Here is a 20,759-nt window from a genome sequence, read left to right on the forward strand (position 1 = left end):
TCAGCGCATGGCCGACAGCGACACAGACATCGATCACCAGCTTCTGGTCTTTGACCTCGCTCCCGTGGGCCTGCTGGTCGCGCAGCATCGGCAGATTCGCTCGTACAACCAGTCTTTCTGCGACATCTTCGGCTACCCGCCGCAGGCCCTGCTGGGGCAGTCGCTGGCGGTGCTGTACCCGTCCGCGTCGGAGTTCGAAGACACGGGCTCGCGCGCGTTGATCGCCATGCGCGAGACGGGCAATTACGGCGATGAACGCATCATGCGCAAGCAGGATGGATCGCTGTTCTGGTGCCATGTGACGGGCCGCACAGCCGACCGGGTGGACCCGTTTGCGCTGACGGTCTGGGTGTTCGACGACATGTCCGCCGAGCGCCCCGTGACCACGCCGCTCACTGCGCGCGAGCGGCAGATTGCGCGGTCGCTGGTGTCAGGAAAATCGAGCAAGCAGATTGCCGCAGAGCTGGGCATCAGCTTTCGCACGGTGGAGGCGCATCGGGCGCGGTTGATGCGCAAGTTCGATGTGTCGAGCACGAGCGAGCTGATTGCGAAATTGGTGGGGCGGGTCTGACGAAAAAATCAGCGTGGTTCAGGCATCGACCAGACGCTGCAACTTGTCCTGCGCATCCCACTCGGTCCAGTCGATTTCGCCCACATGCCACCAGCGCACCTGCCCCTTGGCGTCGATGAGAAAACTGGTCGGCAGCGCGTAGGCGTTCCATGCCTTCATCTGCGTCTGGCTGCGGTCCAGCAGCACGTCGCCGTTGAACGGAACGGCTTTCAGAAACTGCTGCACGCGGGCGGGCATTTCGCCGTGGTTGACGCCGAGCACGCGCAGGCCCTTGTCGCTGTAGAGATCCATCAGCAGGTTGAACGCCGGCATTTCCAAGCGGCAGGGGCCGCAGTACGACGCCCAGAAATTCAGGATCAGCGGCTTGCCGAGGTAGTCCTTGAGCGTGACCTTGCGGTCATCCATGGTCTGGGCAAGCAGCGCGGGCGTTGCGCCGCGTTTCCATGGGTTGAGCTTGCCGCCGCTGGCTTCCTTGGCGTCTGATGGTTGCACCGCGTGCGCAATGCCGCCAGCGCTGCCGCTCAGCGCGGCGAGTGCGCCCAGTTTCAGCAGGCATTCCCGGCGATGGGAGGACAGTGGCGGCGTTGTCGTCATCGCGATCAGGCCAGTTTGCGCGAGTGGATGGTGTAGGCGAAGTTGGCTGGGTCGAGGCTGTCCACGCGGCCGTTGGCGGTTTCGCCCTGCGGGTACATGAGGAAGCCTTCGGTGCGATTGGAGCCCGGCAGGCGCACGTCGGCGCCGGTGTTGTAGGCCATCCAGTTGCCTTCCCATGCGCCGAACAGCAGGGCGCGTGCGGCGCGCACCTTGGGCGCATCCTTGGGCAGGCCGCCGGGTTGCTCTTCGAGCATGACCTTGGCGACGTCGGCGGGGTCGACCGGAATCCAGCCGTAGCCGTCGGCGTAGAACTCGGCGCGGCAGTGCTGGGCCTTGGAGATGTCGCCGCTCTTGCCCATGCTCTTGAAGCCGCGGGCCGAGTCTTCCACGCGCACGCCGTACACGTCGCGTGCGGGGATGCGCGTGGCGCGGGCGAGGGCGGTGAACAGGCCGTTCAGGTCGGCGCACTTGCCCGACAGATTGCCCGAGGTGAGCGTGTAGCTCACGTCGCCCGTGCCGCAGCCTGCGGTGGCGGGGTTGCGCTTGGCGTTCTCGACGATCCATTCATAGATCGCGCGGGCTTTGGCGATGGTGTCCTTGGGGTGACCGGCATCGGCCTGAATCTTGTCGGCGGTCTGCTTGACGATGCCGTCGAGCGGCGCAAGCGATGTGGCCTGCAGATAAGGGCGCAGCAGCGCGGCAGAGGCCTTGCGTGCATGTCCTTCAGCGCCCAGATCGACCGCGCGGTCCTGCGTGGCGATGCGGCTCACGACCTCGACGGATTGCGGCACGTTGGCATCGGCGAATTGCACGACGACCATGCGCACATCCGTGCCGGGCAGCGTGACCAGCTTGGCGCTCTTGGCACCGGGCGCGGTGAACGACACATCCAGCGTGCGCTGGTAGTTTTCCAGCGAGGTGATCGGCACGGGAATCCATACGCTCGCCTGCGCGGTCTTCTCCGCCACGTTCACCTTGGTGACGACTTCATAACGACGCCAGCCCACGAGCGATTCGTGCGCCGAGGCAAACGCGTTCTGAAAGCTGCCGGAGGTGGCGGCGAGGGTGGACAGGGCGAGGAAATGGCGGCGCTGCATGATGGTGTTGTTCTGGAGTATTGGCTTCATGGATGGCCGATCCCTTGTGGGGCATGGCGTGCTCGCCACGGCGGAATCAACCAGAGTGCGGCGATCCTAGCACCCAAGGGTTTTCCATGGCGCAGCCGCTGCCATTCGGGAACCGCTGGAAAGCAAGCGCTTACGCGTGTGCATCCACCAGGCATTGCGTGAACGCCGCCGCCGCGCGGCTGGGCTGCGGCGATTTGCGGGTCAGGCTCACAAAATCGCAGTAGTAATTGAGCAGCTCGGGCCGAATCGCCTGCATGCGGCCCGTGGCCTCGAACATCTGCGCGTAGTGGTCTGGCAGAAAGCCCAGATAGCGGCCCGAGAGAATCAGCGTGGCGATGGATTCCTGGTCGAAGCCGGTGGCAGAGCGCGTGAGCTTGGCCTGATGCGTCAGCTCCATATTGGGCGAGTGGTAGCCCAGCCCGGCGAACGGGTAGTCGCGCACGGCGTCCCAATCGAGATCGTCGTGCCTCTCGCCGAACAGCGCGTGCCCCACGCCGCAATACAACTGCATGGATTCGCCGAACAAGCGGTGATAGACCAGACTCGGCGAGCTGCGGTGCGTGGGGATGATGCCGATCTGGAAGGTGCCGTCCATCACGCCGCGTTCGATCTCGTTGATCGAGCCCACATGCAACTGCAGATGCACATCGGGCGCGAGCGTGTTGAACGCGCCGATGGCATCGCCGATGCGCGCGGCCGGGTTGCTCGCCGTCTTGTCGAACACCGCCACCGCCAGTTGCCCGCCCATGCGCGCATGGATGTCGTCGATGCTGTCGCGAAAACCGCGCACGGACGACAGCAGCCTGAGCGTTTCTTCATACACGCGCTGGCCTTCGGCGGTGAGCGCAAAACCCGCGCGCCCACGGCGGCACAGCGTGAGGCCAAGCCGCATCTCCAGATCCTTCACATGGCGGCTCACCGTGCTGGTGCCGATGTTCAGCTCCAGCTCCGCCGCCGACATGCCGCCGCAATCGACCACCGCCTTGAACACCTGCAGCAGGCGCAGATCCATGTCGCTGATCTGGCCCAGCACGGCGCGGTTGCGCGTGGCCTGCGGCGTCTGTTTGGCGCGGGTTTTGCCGGTGGCGGCAGGGCGTTTGGCGGTGGATTTCGGGGTGGGTTTTTTTACTTTCATAAATCCTCAAGTAAACAGTGACATTGTGCTATTTACCGGATTATTGCAGCGCCCAACAATGCACTCAAGCTGGCAGGGTGCTGCCAGCGAATTTCTCAATTCGATCAACGCCTTGCCCGACCCTGCTGGAGACGCACATGAGCATCACCACCACCCCAGACACCAACACCGCATCGCAAGCCGTGCGCACCGACGCCGCCTGGCTCGACGCGCACTGGATGCCGTTCACGGGCAACCGCAACTTCAAGGCCAATCCGCGCATGATCGTCGGTGCCGAAGGCGCCTACCTGCGTGACGACAAGGGCCGCAAGATTTTTGACGGCCTCTCGGGCCTGTGGTGCACGGGCCTCGGCCACGGCCGCCGCGAAATCGCCGAAGCCATCGGCAAGGCAGCGCTGCAACTCGACTACGCCCCCGCGTTCCAGTTCGGCCACCCATCGTCGTTCGAGCTGGCCAACAAGATCAAGGACATCACGCCCAAGGGTCTGGACTACGTGTTCTTCACCGGCTCCGGCTCCGAAGCCGCAGACACCTCGCTCAAGATGGCACGCGCCTACTGGCGTCTGAAGGGCCAGGCCAGCAAGACCGTGCTGATCGGCCGCGAAAAGGGTTATCACGGTGTGAACTTCGGCGGCATCTCCGTCGGCGGCATCGGCGGCAACCGCAAGATGTACGGTCAGGGCATTGCCGCTGACCACATCCCGCACACCCAACCACCGGCTGGCACCTTCCAGAAGGGCATGGCCGAAGAGGGCGGACGCGCGCTGGCCGACAAGCTGCTGGACGTGATCGCGCTGCATGACGCCAGCAACATCGCCGCCGTCATCATCGAGCCCTTCGCCGGTTCCGCTGGCGTGGTGATTCCACCCAAGGGCTATCTCGACCGCATCCGCGAGATCTGCACGCAGAACAACATCCTGCTGATTTTTGATGAAGTCATCACCGGCTTCGGCCGTTGCGGAACGATGACCGGCGCAGACGCCTTCGGCGTGGTGCCCGACATCATGAACTTCGCCAAGCAAGTCACCAACGGCGCACAGCCTTTGGGCGGCTGCGTGGCCAGCAAGGACATCTACGACACCTTCATGGCAGCAGGCGGCCCCGAGTACATGCTCGAATTCGCGCATGGCTATACCTACTCGGCTCACCCGATTGCCTGCGCCGCCGGCGTTGCAGCGCTCGACCTGCTGGAAAAAGAAGACGGCCCAGGCCGCGTGAAGGCCTTGGCACCGTACTTTGAAAGCGCAGTGCACAGCCTGAAGGGCGTGAAGCACATCGCCGACATCCGCAACTACGGACTGGCCGCAGGCTTCACCATCGAACATGCCCCAGGCGAACCCGCCAAGCGCCCTTATGAAATCGCCATGAAGATGTGGGAACTTGGCTTCTACGTGCGCTACGGTGCCGACACCATCCAGTTGGCACCTCCCTTCATCAGCGAGCGCGCAGAAATCGACCGCCTGATCAATGCCCTCGGCGACACCATCAAGTCAGTTGCTTGATTTTTCAAGAAGCTATCGCTACCGACCCCGGCGGTAGCCTCTTTTTTCAAAAAAGCAGACAACACATAAAAATGGGATCTGGCTTGGGATTTGGTTTTGAAACAGCAGGACTCAGCAGCATGCAGAGCACCTGAATCTCCAGTCACAATGACGAGATAGGCCTTCAGGCTAGGCGCGAAGCCGCAGACAGTACTTCCTGTACGGCAAGGCTTCTGCAACACCGCATGAAGGCCTATATCGTCACCTTAAAACGAATAACGAATCGAAGCCGTAAGGCTTCCCCTAAGAGTAGACAAACACATCATGAACAACGACAAGAACGTTACTTCTACGGTGGGCCATCTTATTGACGGCAAGATCGTCACGGACACCGAACGTACGCAGCCCGTCTTCAACCCAGCCACCGGCCAATCCTCCACCAACGTGGCTCTGGCCAGCAAAGCCACGGTCGAAGAAGCCATCGCATCGGCAGAAAAAGCCTTCCCCGCATGGCGCAACACCCCTCCGCTCAAGCGCGCCCGCGTGATGAGCAAGCTGAAGGTGCTGCTCGAAGAAAACGCAGACAAGATCGCCGCCCTGATCACCGCTGAACACGGCAAGGTGCTGGCCGATGCGCACGGCGAACTCCAGCGCGGCATTGAAAACGTCGAATACGCGAGCTACGCCCCCGAACTGCTCAAGGGCGAGCACAGCCGCAACGTCGGCCCCGGCATCGACAGCTGGAGCGAGTTCCAGGCCCTCGGCGTGACGGCAGGCATCACCCCGTTCAACTTCCCCGCCATGGTTCCGCTGTGGATGTGGCCCATGGCCGTCGCTTGCGGCAACACCTTTGTGCTCAAGCCTTCGGAGCGCGATCCATCGAGCACCATGCTCGTCGCCCAACTGGCACTGGAAGCCGGTCTGCCACCAGGCGTGCTGAACGTCGTGAACGGCGACAAGGTCGCAGTGGACACCCTGCTGCAAGACCCACGCGTGAAGGCCGTGAGCTTTGTGGGCTCCACTCCGATCGCTGAATACATCTACGCCGAAGGCTGCAAGCACGGCAAGCGCGTGCAAGCTCTGGGCGGCGCGAAGAACCACGCCATCGTCATGCCCGACGCCGACATCCCGAACGCCGTCAACGCCTTGATGGGCGCGGCCTACGGCAGCTGCGGCGAGCGCTGCATGGCGATCCCGCTGGTCGTCGCCATCGGTGACGAAACCGCTGACGCCGTGATCGAAAGCCTGAAGGTCGAAATCGACAAGATGAAGGTCGGCCCCGGCACCGACAACAGCAACGACATGGGCCCGCTGGTCACCAAGCAGCACTTCGAGAAGGTGAAGGCGTATGTGGACTCCGGTGTCGCCGAAGGGGCCAAGCTGGTGGTCGATGGCCGCGGCGTGAAGGTCGCCGGTCACGAAGAAGGCTACTTCCTCGGCGCCTGCCTGTTCGACGACGTCAAGCCCGGCATGAAGATCTATCAAGAAGAAATCTTCGGCCCCGTGCTTGGCGTGGTGCGCGCCAAGAATTTGCAGGAAGCGATGAAGCTCATCGACGACCACGAGTACGGCAACGGCACCTGCATCTTCACGCGCGACGGCGAAGCCGCTCGCTACTTCACCGACCACATCCAGGTCGGCATGGTGGGCGTGAACGTGCCATTGCCAGTGCCTGTGGCTTATCACTCGTTCGGCGGTTGGAAGCGTTCGCTGTTTGGCGATCTGCACGCTTACGGTCCGGATGCTGTGCGTTTCTATACGAAGCGCAAGACGATCACGCAGCGTTGGCCTTCGGCTGGAGTGCGTGAGGGGACTATGTTCAGCTTTCCTAGCAGCAAGTAATCTTCTTCTTTAGTTAGCTGTATTTTGGGCGCGGACTCTTTTGGGGTTCGCGCTTTTTGTTTTTGTGGTGGTTGTGTGGTTGCTTACGGAGGTCGGGTCTCGCCCCGGCGGGCGAGTAACTTTTCGCTTGCGCGCGAAAAGTCACCAAAAGCACGCTTGAATTCGGGGTCACGCGGCAGAACTCGCTTCGCGCTGCGCGCTCCGCTCGGGCAACCGCCGCGAGTCAGTGTTTTCATAAGAGGTGTGTCACGGCACTTCGCGTTGCTCGTGCTGCATCTCGCGACTGCGCGAGATGCTTGGGCATAAGCGCTGTGAAGAATTTATTTGACTCGCGATTCAACGCTTACCAACCAAGATCATTTCGTTGCGATACTCGCGCCCCCGCTGCTGTACCGAAGAGTGCAGCAGCGCCCTCCCCAGCTTTTGGTCTGACTCACGATAGTTGCCCGAGCGGAGCGACGCAGTCGCGCAGGGAGTTCTATCGTGGGTATTCAAAAGCGATTTTTGGTGACTTTTTGGCGCAAGCAAAAAGTTACTCGCCCGCCGGGGCGAACACCCGGCAAGCAGCCTCAAAAAAGAAAAGCCAGCACCTGAATCCAGTGCTGGCTTCACTCGGATAGATCAGTAGCAACGCTACTGAAAACGAAAAATCAATCCAACGTGATGTTCGCCGTCTTGATCACCGCACGCCACTTGTTCACTTCATCGTTCAGGAACGCGGTTGAAGCCTTGGGGTCCAGACCCGACGGCAGCACGCCTGCCGAGTCGAACTTGGTCTTCACTTCGGCGTCGGGCAGGGCCTTGGCGATTTCCTTGTAGAGGCGGTCGATCACGGGTTGTGGTGTGCCCACGGGCACGGAGGCCATGAACCATGCATCGGCCGTGAAGCCCTTCAGGCCTTGCTCGATGAAGGTGGGCACGTTCGGCATGGCAGGCAGACGCTCGGTGTGCGCGACGGCCAGGGCCTTCACGTTGCCTGCGTTGAGTTGCGCATTGATGGTGACAGCGGTGAGGAAACCGAAGTCGGTCTCGCCAGCGACGAGCGACACCACGGAAGGTGCGCTGCCCTTGTACGGAACGTGCGTGACCTTCACGTTGGCTTGCATCGCGTACAGCTCGGCGCCCAGGTGGTTGGGGCCGCCGGTGCCCGACGATGGGAAGTTCAGCTTGCCGGGGTTGGCCTTGGCGGCGGCGGTCAGGTCGGCGACCGACTTGAGCGGGCTCTTTGCGCCGACGGTCAGCACCAGCGGGCTGCGGCCCACGAGGCTCACCACGCTGAAGTCCTTGAGCGGGTTGTAAGGCAGCTTGGTGTACAGGCCGGGTGCCATGGCCATGCAGCCCACGTCGCCGAGGATGATGGTGTAGCCGTCTGCCGGTTGCTTGGCCACGTAGTCGCAGCCGATGGTGCCGTTCGCGCCGGGCTTGTTGTCCACGACCACGGAGACACCCATGTTCTCGCCCATCTTCTGTGCGAGCAGTCGGCCGATGATGTCGGTGGAGCCGCCAGCGGCGTAAGGCACGATCAGGCGGATCGGCTTGTTGGGATAAGCGCCCGTGTCGGCATGAGCGACCGGTGCGGACAACACGGACATGACTGCAGCAGCAGCGGCGATGGTGCGCAGTGCGCTACGTGGGGAAAGGGACATGTACTCCTCGCGGGATGTTGAGTTGGATGGTTCTCGCGGCGCGCGAGCTTATCAGTGCGTGATGCAATACCTACACGAAACAGGGGATTGACGCTCTTCTCGTCAATGTGGAGATAAGGAACGCCAAACGGTCTGTCTCAAGCAACTTTCGTACCGCTGATCCGGGTGTTTTTGGTTGCGCGTGGCTTGACCGGATTTTTGGTGGGAATGGCCTTCGCGGCTCTCGTGGGCGGCGCTTTGGTGCTTAGCGTCACCGCCGCACGCGGGCTGCGCAGCGAGTCGGCGTCGAGAATCAAACGGCCCTGTATGCGGCCCTTCATGCGTTTGACGGAGCGTGTCGCATCCTGCATGTGCTGCACCATCAGCGCACGCACGCGTTCCACATCGCGTTCGCGCGCGGCATCGACGATGTCGCGGTGGTAGTTGGCGTTTTCCTCGCCGAAGCGGCGGTGCTCGGTCTGTGGCGTGCGGTTGCCGAAGACGATGAGCTGACGGATCATTTCGTTGATCAGCTCGCAGGTGAAACGCAGGAACGGGTTGGGATTGGCCGCCGCAAGAATGTCGTGGAAGTTCACGTCTTCGCGGCGCTGCGTGATCAGGTCTCCGTGGCTTGAGGTGGGGTCGCAGCAGACGATGCTGTGCTCCAGCGCTTCGAAGTCGGCCTCGGTGAGATGCGGTACGGCACCGGCGGCGAGTTCGGGTTCGAGCATCATGCGCACGGCGTAGATGTCGTCGATCGTGACTTCCTTGAAGAACAGGTAGTTCTGCATGAACTGCAGCGTGCGATCGAGCGGCACTTCGACGATGGTTCCACCGCCCGATGGGCCGGTGGAGATGGTGATCAGGCCCTGCACTTCAAGCGACTTGAGCGCCTCGCGAATCGTGCCCTTGCTGACCTCGAACTGGGCCTGCAATTCGCTTTCGCGCGGCAGTCGGTCACCGGGGCTGAGATTGCGCTCGGTGATCATGCGCTTGATTTCCTGGGCGACCAGATCGGAGCGTTTGAGCTGCTTGATCGCCATCGGTGAAGAAGACTTCTTGGTTGCCATATGAGAGCTTTTGTTCGGCTGCTGGAAGGTGCATCGAGCTGCTTGTGGCGGGCACGTGAGCACGCATTCGCATGGCGAACAAGTATGCACCTTGTCCACGCGTTATCACCATGCTCTAGGGTTTGTACCCGTCATATTTGTTCTATTTGTCACTATAAATAGTATTTGAGGAGCGCACGTTGCCAACACGCCTTTTCACGATGTTCTGGCACGCATCGTGCTCCGATAACAAAGCAGGCCATATCGGCCTCAAATCAACCCGGAGACCCACTTCATGCAACGTCGCAACTTCCTGCAAATGTCCGCGCTCGGCGCACTGCCAGCCTCTCTCGGTCTCACGCACAGCGCGTGGGCTCAGGCCAAAGACACCATCCAGTTCGGCTGCCCGGTTCCCATGTCCGGTGCGTTTGCGGCCAACGGCAAGTTCGCCGATCTGGGCATGAAGCTCGCGATCGAGCAATACGGCAAGGCGCTCAATCGTCCGCTCGGCTACACGCTGCTGGACACCGAAGGCAAGCCCGCCACCGCCATCCGCAAGGTGCAGGACGCATCGCAGCAAGGCACAAAGTTTTTTGCAGGTGGCATTCTGTCGTCCGAGTCGCTCGCGATGGGCAAGGAAGCAGAAAAGGCTGGCGGCATTTTCATCACCACCGCAGGTGCCGATGAAATCACCGGAAAGGACTGCAACAGTGCAACGTTCCGCTGGTCCGTGCCCACCTTCGGTGCAATCGAGCAGACCGTGCGCCCCTTGTTGGACGCGCACCCCAAGGCCAAGCGCGTGTACACCATCACGCCGCAATACGTGTTCGGTGATGGCCTGCTCACCGCCGCCAAGAACATCTTCAAGGAACGCGGCATCGAGCACGTGGGCAACAGCTACCACTCGCTGACCGAAAAGGAATTCAGCGGCTACCTGACCAATGCTGTCGCCGCCAAGCCCGACGTGCTGCTGATCCTGAACTTCGGCCAGCAATCGTCCGACACGCTGCGTCAGGCGGTGAGCTTCGGCATGAACAAGAACATGACGATCCTGATCGCATGGGCCTCGGGTCTGGAGCAGTTCGAATCGCTGGGCGCAGACCTGTGTGACGGCATCTACTTCGGCGCGCAGTATTGGCACACCGTCGATGTGCCGCAGAATCTGGACCTCGTCAAACGCACCAACGAGAAGTTCAAGTTCAACCCCAACTACAGCTTGGCCGGATCGTATATCTGCACCAAGCTGATGATCGACGCCATCATCAAGGCCGGCACGGTGGAAACCAAGGCCGTGATCGCCGCGATGGAAGGCATGAAGTACCAGGGCCTGACCGGCGAAGAAGAAATCCGCAAGGCCGATCACCAGGTGCTCAAGAACTACTACCTGCTCAAGGGCAAGGCCAAGTCCAAGATGAAGAACAAGGACGACTACGCCGACATCGTGAGCTCCGGCAAGTCGTTCCTGGCGGTGGATCAGACCGGTTGCAAGATGGGTTGATCGAACGGCCACTGCACAACAGAAGCTCGCACAGGCCACAGCGGCCTGCGCAGAGTTCAGGGCGCTCGAATCAGCACCCCAATGCCAAGACAGCCCTTCAGGCCAGGCGTCGAAGCCGCAGACAGTACTTTGGTACTGGCCAAGGCTTCGCAACAACGCATGAAGGGCTGTATTGGCACCTCCGCACGAACAACCAACCGAAGCCGCACAGGCTTCGTATCCCAAATAAGTTAGATACCCCATGAGCATCTACCTGCTTCAAACGATCAACGGGATCGGCATCGGCATGCTGTACTTCCTGTTGGCGGTGGGGCTCTCCATCGTCTTCGGCCTGCTGCGCTTCGTCAACTTCGCGCACGGCACCTTCTATCTTCTGGGCGCTTACTTCTGCTACCAGATGAACCAGTGGGGAATGAGTTTCTGGCTCTCCCTCATCGTCGTGCCCGTAGCGGTCGGCGCCATCGGCTGGATCACCGAAAAACTCATCCTGCGACATGTCTATTCCAAGCCGCATGAATTCCACATTCTGATCACCGTGGGCTTTGCGCTCATCGTGCAGGAAGTCGTCATCATGATCTGGGGTCCGCTCGGGGACAGCGTGCCAACGCCCGATCTGCTCAACGGCGTGGTCATGTGGGGCAGCTTCATCTATCCCAAGTACCGTCTTTTCGTGATCGGCTTCACCGCCGTGCTGGCCGTGATCATCTGGTATGTGCTGGAAGGCACGCGCCTGGGCTCCATCGTGCGTGCGGGCAGTGAATCGACCGAAATGGTGGCGCTGCTCGGCACCAACATTCTGGCCATCTTCAGCCTCGTTTTCGGCCTTGGCGTGGGTCTTGCCGCGTTGGCTGGCGTGCTGGCGGCACCGATTCGCGGCGTGAGTCCGTTCATGGGGGTGGAAGCGCTGGGCGTGGCCTTTGTCGTGGTGGTCGTGGGTGGTCTGGGCAGCTTCAGCGGAGCGCTTGTGGGTGGCTTGCTGATCGGCATCGTTCAAAGTCTGATGAGCACCATCTGGCCGCCCGGCGCGAGTCTGATGATCTACGTGGCGATGGCGGCTGTGCTGCTGCTGCGTCCCAACGGCCTGCTGGGTCGCCAAGTCTGAGGTAAGGGTCGCCACACCATGAATTCCAAGCATTACCAATTTTTGATTGCGGTGGTGATCGTCATCGCCATGCCGCTGTTCATGAAGTCCGGCTCGCTCGCGAGCGAGGTGCTGATCTACGCGCTGGCCGCCATGGCCTGCAATCTGCTGCTCGGCTACACCGGTCTGCTGTCATTCGGCCAGGGCGTGTTCTTTGGGCTGGGCAGCTACACGCTGGGCATCATGCTCACGCGTTTGCCGATCTCCATGCCGCTGGCGCTGCTCGCTGCGGTGGTGATGGGCGGCATCGGCGCGGCCATCGTCGGCTGGGTTGCCATTCGCCAGAAGGGCACCTACTTCGTGATGCTGACGCTCGCGTTCGCGCAGATGTTCTACTTCGTCGCGTACAGCGCAAGCGACCTGACCGGTGGTGACAATGGTCTGATGGACATCCCGCGCAAGTCGCTCACGCTGGGCGGTCAAACCATTCTGCCGCTGGAGACGCCGTGGCAGTACTACAGCTTCGTCGCCGTGCTGTTCCTCATCGTCTACTGGCTGCTGCGCCGCGTGTCCGACTCGATCTTCGGCCGCACGCTGCTGGCTGTGCGCGACAACGAAGAACGCGCCGCCGCCGTCGGCTACAACCTGCGTCTGCTGAAGCTGCAGGCCTTCGTGATCTCCGGTGCCGTCACAGGTCTGGCGGGTGCGCTGCACGCACTGATGACGGGCATTGCGCCGTTGTCCAACGCCGAATACCACACCAGCGAAATGATCCTCGTGATGACGGTGATTGGCGGCACGGGCAATCTGCTGGCATCGCTGCTCGGTGCTGCGTTCTACGTGCTGCTGGGCGATTGGCTGTCCACGCTGTGGCCGCGCTGGCTGCTGATTCTGGGCGTGGTGCTGATGGTCGTGAGCCTTGGCATGCAGGGCGGGCTTTGGGGTCTGTGCCAGAAGCTGTGGCAACTGGTGCGTGGCAAGAAATCGAATGACGGTGATGGCACGGCGGCGCAAGCCGATGCCAAGGGAGGCCACGCATGACGACTACAACGACAAGAACAACGACGGCAAACAACAATCCCATTCTGCTCGAAGCCGTGGGGGTGGAAAAGCGCTATGACAAGTTCGTGGCGCTGGGTGGCGTGGACATCAAGGTGCGCGCCAACACCGTGCACTCCGTCATCGGCCCGAACGGCGCGGGAAAGACCACGCTGTTCCACATGCTTACCGGCACCAAAACGGTGAGCGGCGGAAAAATCGTTTTCGATGGCCATGACGTAACACGCGAGCCAGACCATGTGCGCGTGCGCCGTGGCATGGCGCGCTCGTTCCAGGTGACCAGTCTGTTCCTCACGCTGCCCGTGCGCGAGAACCTGCGTCTCGCGGCGCAAGGCGTGTCGCCCGCGCAGGCACTCAATTGCTGGCGATCGCCCGTCGGTAACCTGTCGCGCAAGGATACGGTCGCCAGCGTGCTCGCCAAGATCGGCATGGAGCGCTTTGCCGACACGCCCGCAGGCAATCTCTCGCACGGTCAGCAGCGCCGTCTTGAAGTTGGCATGGCGCTTGCAGCCAAGCCCAAGGCCATCTTTCTGGACGAACCGACATCGGGCATGGGCATCGACGACCTGGACGAGATGAAGCATCTCATCCAGAGCCTCAAGACCGAGCACACGGTGGTTCTCATCGAACACAACATGAACATCGTCATGGACATTTCCGACACCATCACCGTGATGCAGCAAGGTCGCGTGCTGGCCGAAGGCTTGCCCAACGACATCCGCAACGATGACCGCGTGCGCAAGGCCTATCTTGGCAACATGATCACCGGAGGAAAGGCATGACGGCACCGATTCTTCAAGTCGAAAGCATCCACGCACACTATGGCAAAAGCCACGTGCTGCAAGGCGTTTCGCTGCATGTGAACGACGGCGAACTGGTCACGCTGCTGGGGCGCAACGGCGCGGGCAAGACCACCACGCTCAAATGCATTGCGGGGGCGATGCTGCCGTCGCAAGGCCAGATCCGTTTTGCAGGCGAAGTGACCAGCAAGCTCGCAACCCATCAGGTGGCGCAGCGCGGCATCTGTCTGGTGCCTGAACATCGCGGCATCTTCAAGCTGCTGACGGTGGAAGAGAACCTGATGCTCGGGCAGCGCAAATCATCGCCCTGGCAACTGGATGACATCTACAAGATTTTTCCGCGCCTCAAGGAGCGCCGCACCAACGGTGGCGGTCAGCTTTCGGGCGGCGAGCAGCAGATGCTGGCGATTGGCCGCGCGCTGATGAACGCGCCGCGTCTGCTGATGCTGGACGAGCCCGTGGAAGGCCTCGCGCCGGTGATCGTGGAAGAGATCGTCGCGCAGCTCAAGGTGATCAAGGCGGCGGGTGTGTCCATCGTGCTGGTCGAGCAGAACCTCGAGGTTTGCACGCAGCTCGCAGATCGCCACTACATCATCGAGCAGGGTTCGGTGGTGCATGAGGCGACGAATGCGGAATTCATCGCAGATGAGGCGGTGAAAGACAGATACCTTGGTGTTGGCATGGCCTGATTTGGCCTGAAGTGAGTTGCTATGAGTTCCCCGAAAAAGAGATTCCTGATCGCGCGTCTGAACCACGAGACCAATACGTTCTCGCCGGTTCCCACGCCCATCGAAGCCTTTGCGCCGACCTATGGTGCCGACGCGTATCGCGCCAACAAGGGCATGCGCACGGCGATGGCCGCGTTCATTGAACTGGCCGAGGCCGAAGGCGCGGAGCTGGTCACGCCGGTCTCCGCGATGTCCAATCCGAGTGGCCCGGTGCATGCGGCCGCGTATGACGAACTCACGCGCCGCATCGTCGAGGCCGTGCCCGGTTGCGATGCGATCCTGCTCGATCTGCATGGCGCGATGGTGGCCGAGAACAACAACGACGGTGAAGGCGATCTGCTGGAGCGCGTGCGCAAGGCCGCACCCGGTGTGCCGATTGGCGTGGCGCTCGACTTGCACGGCAACATCACCGAAAAGATCGTGCGCAATGCGGATGTGATCGTCGGCTTCAAGACCTACCCGCACATCGACATGTATGAAACGGGCGAACACGCGGGTCGTCTGCTGCTGGAGATGTGGCGCGGCGAGGCGCAGTACGAAGTGATCTGGAAGCCCACGCGCCTGATGAGCCACACGCTGCGCAGCACCACGCTGAACGGCCCCATGAAGGACGCTTGCGAGCAGGCCAAGGTGATGGAACAGCAGCAAGGCTTTCCGGCGATGTCGGTGTTCGGTGGGTTCTCGCTGGCCGACATTCCTGCACCTTGCGTGAGCGTGGTCGCCACCGTCAAGAAGGGCACGGCGGGCACGCAGCAAGCGGTGATCGATGCGTTTGCCGACCGGGCCGTGTGGCAGCGCCGCGCCGAATTCGTCTACGACAGCGAGCCGCTGGAAGCATCGCTCCAGCGCGCGCAGGCGTTGGCCGAGAAGGCCGATGGCAAGCCCGTGCTGTTGCTCGATCATGGGGACAACTGCATGTCGGGCGGCACCTGCGACACCATGGAAGTGCTGCAGACCGCACTGTCTTTGGGCATGAAAGGCATCGCCGTGGGGCCGCTGTGCGACCCGCAGGCGGTGGCGCAGATGTTCGCTGCAGGTGAGGATGCAGAGATCGACATCGACTTGGGCAACAAGCTCTCGCTGGAACATCTGGGCATGCACAAGAAGCCCATGCGTGTGCGCGGTGTGGTGCGCAAACTCAGTGATGGCAAGTACATCGTGAGCGGCCCCATCTACAACGGCATGGAGTGCCAGATGGGCCGCACGGCGCTGTTCGACATGGGCGATGCGCAGATCGTGGTGACGGAGCAGACGCACGAGCCATGGGACCTTGGCGTGTTCCATTGCGTGGGCATCGCCCCGACCAAGGCACGCTACTTGCTTTTGAAATCACGCATGTATTGCAGACCCGTTTTTGTGCCCTTGTCCGCAGGTCTGGTCGAATGCGACAGTCCCGGTGTGACCACGTCGGACTACTCGCGTTTTGTTTTCAGCAATGTGGTGCGACCGGTGTATCCGCTTGATCTTGGTATATAGGGATTTGTCCTTAGACATTTAGGTTATCGATACATACAATCCAACCCATATGTCCTGAGACAGGGACCGCGCGCAGAAATAATTGAGGGTTTGCCCAGAATTTTTCATCTTTCGATTCATTGAAAGGAAGTGCCCGATGAAGTCCCTATCCCGCCGTTCCGCGCTCGCCGTCGCTGGTCTTGCCGCCCTTGCCAGCATGGGTTCCAGCAGCGTTTTCGCCGCTGAAAAGCTCAAGGTCGCGGCCATCTACACGGTGCCGTTCGAGCAGCAATGGGTCAGCCGCATTCATCTGGCACTCAAGGCCGCCGAAGCGCGCGGCGAGATCGAATACAAGGCCACCGAAAACGTCGCCAACCCCGACTACGAACGCGTGATGCGCGAGTACGCCAATGGCGGCGCGCAGCTCATCTTCGGTGAAGTGTTCGGCGTCGAAGCCGCAGCACGCAAGGTCGCCAAGGACTTCCCGAAGATTGCTTTCGTGGCGGGTTCGTCCGGCAAGCCGACCGGCAACAACTTTGCCGTGTTCGACAACTACATCCAGGAGCCCAGCTACCTGTCCGGCATGATCGCTGGCGGCATGACCAAGTCGGGCAAGATCGGCCTGGTCGGTGGTTTCCCGATTCCTGAAGTGAACCGCCTGATGAACGCCTTCATGGACGGCGCACGCGCGGTGAACCCCAAGGTCACTTTCAGCATCACCTTCATCAACAGCTGGTTCGATCCACCGAAGGCCAAGGAAGCCGCCTTCGCGATGGTGGACAAGGGCGCGGACATTCTCTACGCCGAGCGTTTCGGCGTGAGCGATGCGGCCAAGGAGCGCAAGGTGCTGGCCATCGGCAACGTGATCAACACGCAGGAACAATATCCTGACACCGTGGTTGCATCGGCTCTGTGGAACATGCAGCCGACCGTCGATGAAGCCATCAAGCAAGTCAAGGCCGGTGCGTTCAAGGCTGCCGACTTCGGCCCTTACTCGATGATGAAGCACAACGGCTCGTCGCTCGCGCCGCTGGGCACGTTCGAGGCCAAGGTGCCCGCCGATCTGAAGAAGAAGGTGGCTGACAAGCAAGCCGAAATTCTGGCGGGCAAGTTCACCGTGAAGGTCAACGACGCACAACCCAAGCCCTGATGTCTGCAGCAGCAACAACCGGCGCAAACAACAGTCCAGCGCCGGTTCTTGAACTCAGCCACATCACCAAGCGCTTCGGGTCTCTGACGGCCAATGACGACATCTCGCTCACACTTGGTGCGGGCGAGGTGCTCGCGCTTCTGGGCGAGAACGGCGCGGGCAAATCGACATTGATGGCGATCCTCTTCGGTCACTACGTGGCCGACGAGGGCAGCATCCGCGTGCGTGGCGACGTGCTGCCATCGGGCAATCCGCGCGCGGCACTGGCGGCGGGCATCGGCATGGTGCACCAGCACTTTGCGCTCGCTGACAACCTCTCCGTGCTCAACAACGTGCTGCTCGGCACCGAGTCGCTGTGGTCGCCCGTCTCGCACCGCGCCACTGCGCGCGAGAAGCTGATGGCGGTATCGAAGCAGTTCGGACTCGTGATCGATCCGGATGCCAAGGTGGCGAATCTGAGTGTGGGCGAACGCCAGCGCGTGGAAATTCTGAAGGCGCTGTATCGCGGCGCGCGCATCCTGATTCTGGATGAGCCCACCGCCGTGCTCACACCGCAGGAAAGCGAAGCGCTGTTCGACACGCTCGCGCAGATGGTGGCGCAAGGGCTTTCGATCATTTTCATCAGCCACAAACTCGCCGAAGTGATTCGCGTGTCGCACCGCATTGCCGTGCTGCGACATGGCAAGCTGGTGGCTGAAATGGCCAGCGCAGGCTCCACGCAAGCGGACCTTGCATCGGCCATGGTGGGACGCAGCGTGCAGGCCGGCGTGCGCAATCCAACACAGCGCACAGGCGATGTCGTCTGCGCGCTCGACAACGTGCACACCTCTGCGGGGCGCGATGCCCTGCGCGGTACGACGCTCGACATCAAAGCGGGCGAGATCGTGGCCGTGGCCGGTGTTTCCGGCAACGGGCAGGTCGCTCTTGCCGGTGTGCTGTCGGGCATGGTGAACATCACACAAGGCCGCGCCAGTCTGCTTGGCAAACCGTTGCCAACGCAGCCTTCGCAGCTGGTCGCGCTGGGCGTGGCGCGCATTCCCGAAGACCGACATGGCACGGGTGTGGTGGGCGATCTTCCCGTGTGGGAGAACGCCGTCTCCGAATATCTGCACCAGCCGAAAAGCGCGTTCACGCGCTGGGGTTTCGTCAAGCGCGCTGCTGCACGTCTGAAGGCGCAGAAGATCAGCGAAGACTTCGACGTGCGCGGCGGCGGACTGGATGCGCTCGCGCGTTCGCTCTCGGGCGGCAACATGCAAAAGCTCGTGCTCGGTCGCGCACTCAGCGCATCGGACAGCAAGACGCCCACCTTGATCGTCGCCCACCAACCCACATGGGGGCTGGACATTGGCGCGGTCACTTATGTGCAGCAACAGTTGCTCGCCGCACGCGATGCGGGTGCCGCTGTGCTGCTGATTTCGGATGACCTGGACGAAGTGATGCTCATGGGCGACCGCATTGCCGTGATGCACGAAGGCCATCTCACGCCCGCGCTCGATGCGGATGCGTGGACACGCCAGAGCATTGGCATGGCGATGGCGGGAAGTGCGGAGACAGCCGCAGAGGGTTTGGCATGAGATTGGAAAAAAGACAGACGCTCTCGCGTTCTGCTTTGGTGATTGCGCCGCTGTGTGCTTTGGTGGCGACGCTCATCGTTGCCGCATTGCTGGTGATGTGGGCGGGCAAGCCCGTGGGGCAGACGTTCACGCTGCTGCTGCAAGGCGGCTTCGGCTCGAAGTTCGCGTGGAGCGAAACGCTCACGCGCGCGATTCCGCTGATCCTCACCGGCCTGGCCGTGGCCGTGGCGTTCCGCGCGCGGCTGTTCAACATTGGCGCTGAAGGCCAGTTGTATGCCGGTGCACTGGCTGCCGTCGCCGTGGGCGGCATGCACGGTGGAACGGGTTTCGAGTGGCCGATTCCGCTGCTGTTCGTGCTGATGATGCTGGCCGCTGCGATTGCCGGCGCGCTCATGTTGCTGGGCCCCGCGCTGCTCAAAGCCAAGCTCGGTGTGGACGAAGTGGTGACGACCTTGCTGCTCAACTTCATCGTCGCACTGGCAGTGTCCGCATTGCTCGATGGCCCGATGAAAGACCCGACGGCACTGGGCTGGCCGCAGACCGTGGCGCTGCAATCCGATCTGGAATTGTCGCGACTGCTGGAAGGTACGCGTCTGCACACCGGCCTGCTGTGGGGCATTGCGCTGGCTGTGATGCTGTGGCTGCTGCTGGAGCGCACCGTGCTGGGTTTCGACATTCGCGCGACCGGTGCCAATCCCAAGGCAGCGAAGTTCGCAGGCGTGAGCACGCTGCGCACCATCGTGATGACGGCACTCATCTCCGGCGGCGTCGCGGGTCTCGCAGGTGCCGTGGAAGTGGCAGGACGCGCAAGCTATGTCACGCTCGATCTTTCCCCCGGCTTTGGCTACACCGGCATCGTGATCGCCATGCTCGCAGGCTTGCGTCCGCTCGGCGTACTTGCTTCGGCCATTTTGGTAGCGGGCATTCAAGTGGGCGCGGACAGCATGAGCCGCACCGTCGGCGTGCCGACGTACATTGCGGACGTGATCGTTGCTGCTGCACTCATCGCCGTGCTGATCGCATCGCTGATGACGCAATACCGCATTCAGTGGAGGGCCCGCTGATGCAGGAGCTCATGGATACTCTTGGCAGTCTGCCATTCTGGATAGCAGTGCTGCGCGTGGCCACGCCGCTCATTCTGGGTACGCTCGGCGTGCTGATGTGCGAGCGCGCGGGCGTGCTCAACCTCGGCATCGAAGGCATCATGGTCGCGGGCGCATTTGTTGGCTGGTTCACGGTGTACAGCGGCCACGGCCTGTGGGCTGGCGTGATCGCCGCGATGGTCGCGGGTGGTCTGCTGGGACTGCTGCACGCATTTCTCACCGTGGGCCTCGCGCTGTCGCAGCACGTGTGCGGTCTGGGCATCACCATGCTCGCGACCGCGCTGTCGTACTACGCGTACCGCGTGAAGTTTCCGAAGGTCGATACACCGCCCACCATCGAGCCCTTCGGTGCGATGGACTGGCTGCCGATTCCGGTACTGAACGCGCAGACTCCGCTCACGCTGGTGGCGCTGCTGCTGGTGCCGCTGCTCATCTGGGTGCTGATGCGCACGCCGCTTGGCCTAGCCATCCGCATGGTGGGCGAAAGCCCGCAGGCTGCCGAAAGCCAGGGCATCAACGTGGTGTGGGTGCGCACAGGTGCCATCGTCGCGGGCTCGGCCATCATGGGTCTGGCAGGCGCGTTTCTCACGCTGTCGGCGTTCAACGCGTTCTTCTTCAACATGATCAACGGACGTGGCTGGATCTGCGTGGCACTCGTGGTGTTCGCTTCATGGCGTCCCGGCAAGGCGTTGCTCGGCGCGCTGCTGTTCGCATTTTTTGATGCGCTCCAACTGCGTCTGCAGCAGGGCGCAAGTGGTGGCCTCGTGCCGTATCAGATCTACCTGATGCTGCCGTATGTGCTGTCCATTCTGGCGCTGGTAGTGATGGCGCGCCGCGCCAGCTACCCACAGGCGCTGATGAAACCGTATCGCAAGGGAGAGCGTTGA

Annotated in this window: 18 protein-coding genes; 13 read left to right on the forward strand and 5 right to left on the reverse strand. The window is 61.8% G+C overall.

Translation table 11 applies throughout. The features are described 5' to 3' along the window. Nucleotides 1–7: 7 nt before the first annotated feature. Nucleotides 8–571: a PAS and helix-turn-helix domain-containing protein gene (locus tag G7048_RS12420; RefSeq protein ID WP_166068436.1), complete on the forward strand. Its 564-nt coding sequence runs from the start codon at nucleotides 8–10 to the stop codon at nucleotides 569–571. Nucleotides 572–589: 18 nt separating this feature from the next. Here the strand turns inward: G7048_RS12420 and G7048_RS12425 are convergent, their stop codons facing one another. The 3 genes from G7048_RS12425 to G7048_RS12435 all read right to left on the reverse strand — a co-directional run bounded on the left by G7048_RS12425 (nucleotide 590) and on the right by G7048_RS12435 (nucleotide 3,304). Further along, complete coding sequence (locus G7048_RS12425; protein ID WP_166068437.1) at nucleotides 590–1,165, reverse strand: TlpA disulfide reductase family protein; 576 nt, start codon at nucleotides 1,163–1,165, stop codon at nucleotides 590–592. Nucleotides 1,166–1,170: 5 nt separating this feature from the next. After that, nucleotides 1,171–2,292, reverse strand: a complete 1,122-nt coding sequence (locus G7048_RS12430) for a transglutaminase-like domain-containing protein (protein ID WP_240933262.1) — start codon at nucleotides 2,290–2,292, stop codon at nucleotides 1,171–1,173. A 130-nt stretch (nucleotides 2,293–2,422) separates the two neighbouring features. Continuing rightward, nucleotides 2,423–3,304, reverse strand: a complete 882-nt coding sequence (locus G7048_RS12435) for a LysR family transcriptional regulator (RefSeq protein ID WP_240933318.1) — start codon at nucleotides 3,302–3,304, stop codon at nucleotides 2,423–2,425. A 260-nt stretch (nucleotides 3,305–3,564) separates the two neighbouring features. On the opposite strand from G7048_RS12435, the gene G7048_RS12440 reads away from it, so the two are divergent. Both G7048_RS12440 and G7048_RS12445 read left to right on the forward strand, forming a co-directional pair. After that, a complete protein-coding gene (locus tag G7048_RS12440) occupies nucleotides 3,565–4,929 on the forward strand; it encodes an aspartate aminotransferase family protein (protein ID WP_166068439.1) in 1,365 nt (454 codons plus the stop codon). 303 nt (nucleotides 4,930–5,232) lie between these two features. Beyond that, a complete protein-coding gene (locus G7048_RS12445; RefSeq protein WP_166068440.1) occupies nucleotides 5,233–6,750 on the forward strand; it encodes a CoA-acylating methylmalonate-semialdehyde dehydrogenase in 1,518 nt (505 codons plus the stop codon). 650 nt (nucleotides 6,751–7,400) lie between these two features. On the opposite strand, the gene G7048_RS12450 is transcribed toward G7048_RS12445, so the two are convergent. Next, nucleotides 7,401–8,396: a tripartite tricarboxylate transporter substrate binding protein gene (locus G7048_RS12450; RefSeq protein ID WP_166068441.1), complete on the reverse strand. Its 996-nt coding sequence runs from the start codon at nucleotides 8,394–8,396 to the stop codon at nucleotides 7,401–7,403. Between the two features lie 137 nt (nucleotides 8,397–8,533). Beyond that, a complete protein-coding gene (locus G7048_RS12455; protein ID WP_166068442.1) occupies nucleotides 8,534–9,445 on the reverse strand; it encodes a FadR/GntR family transcriptional regulator in 912 nt (303 codons plus the stop codon). A gap of 274 nt (nucleotides 9,446–9,719) precedes the next feature. On the opposite strand from G7048_RS12455, the gene G7048_RS12460 reads away from it, so the two are divergent. From G7048_RS12460 to G7048_RS12505, 10 genes are all read left to right on the forward strand, one after another. Beyond that, nucleotides 9,720–10,922, forward strand: coding sequence for an ABC transporter substrate-binding protein (locus G7048_RS12460; protein ID WP_166068443.1), 1,203 nt, complete (start codon nucleotides 9,720–9,722; stop codon nucleotides 10,920–10,922). A 241-nt stretch (nucleotides 10,923–11,163) separates the two neighbouring features. Then, nucleotides 11,164–12,024, forward strand: a complete 861-nt coding sequence (locus tag G7048_RS12465) for a branched-chain amino acid ABC transporter permease (protein WP_166068444.1) — start codon at nucleotides 11,164–11,166, stop codon at nucleotides 12,022–12,024. Nucleotides 12,025–12,042: 18 nt separating this feature from the next. Then, the gene (locus G7048_RS12470) at nucleotides 12,043–13,044 is read left to right on the forward strand and encodes a branched-chain amino acid ABC transporter permease (protein ID WP_166068445.1); all 1,002 of its coding nucleotides are present in this window, start codon (nucleotides 12,043–12,045) and stop codon (nucleotides 13,042–13,044) included. Then, nucleotides 13,041–13,844, forward strand: a complete 804-nt coding sequence (locus tag G7048_RS12475) for an ABC transporter ATP-binding protein (RefSeq protein ID WP_166068446.1) — start codon at nucleotides 13,041–13,043, stop codon at nucleotides 13,842–13,844. The genes G7048_RS12470 and G7048_RS12475 overlap by 4 nt, the downstream gene beginning before the upstream one ends. Then, on the forward strand, nucleotides 13,841–14,551 hold the full coding sequence (locus tag G7048_RS12480; protein WP_166068447.1) for an ABC transporter ATP-binding protein: 711 nt from the start codon (nucleotides 13,841–13,843) through the stop codon (nucleotides 14,549–14,551). Before G7048_RS12475 ends, G7048_RS12480 begins: the two co-directional genes overlap by 4 nt. A gap of 21 nt (nucleotides 14,552–14,572) precedes the next feature. Further along, on the forward strand, nucleotides 14,573–16,066 hold the full coding sequence (locus G7048_RS12485; protein WP_166068448.1) for a M81 family metallopeptidase: 1,494 nt from the start codon (nucleotides 14,573–14,575) through the stop codon (nucleotides 16,064–16,066). A gap of 196 nt (nucleotides 16,067–16,262) precedes the next feature. Continuing rightward, the gene (locus G7048_RS12490; protein ID WP_240933319.1) at nucleotides 16,263–17,195 is read left to right on the forward strand and encodes a BMP family protein; all 933 of its coding nucleotides are present in this window, start codon (nucleotides 16,263–16,265) and stop codon (nucleotides 17,193–17,195) included. Next, on the forward strand, nucleotides 17,195–18,769 hold the full coding sequence (locus G7048_RS12495; protein ID WP_166068450.1) for an ABC transporter ATP-binding protein: 1,575 nt from the start codon (nucleotides 17,195–17,197) through the stop codon (nucleotides 18,767–18,769). The genes G7048_RS12490 and G7048_RS12495 overlap by 1 nt, the downstream gene beginning before the upstream one ends. Further along, nucleotides 18,766–19,833, forward strand: coding sequence for an ABC transporter permease (locus tag G7048_RS12500; RefSeq protein ID WP_166068451.1), 1,068 nt, complete (start codon nucleotides 18,766–18,768; stop codon nucleotides 19,831–19,833). Before G7048_RS12495 ends, G7048_RS12500 begins: the two co-directional genes overlap by 4 nt. Then, nucleotides 19,833–20,759, forward strand: coding sequence for an ABC transporter permease (locus G7048_RS12505; protein ID WP_166068452.1), 927 nt, complete (start codon nucleotides 19,833–19,835; stop codon nucleotides 20,757–20,759). The genes G7048_RS12500 and G7048_RS12505 overlap by 1 nt, the downstream gene beginning before the upstream one ends.

Origin of the sequence: Diaphorobacter sp. HDW4B (assembly GCF_011305535.1) — a bacterium.
In the GTDB taxonomy this organism is placed as follows: Bacteria; Pseudomonadota; Gammaproteobacteria; order Burkholderiales; family Burkholderiaceae_C; genus Diaphorobacter_A.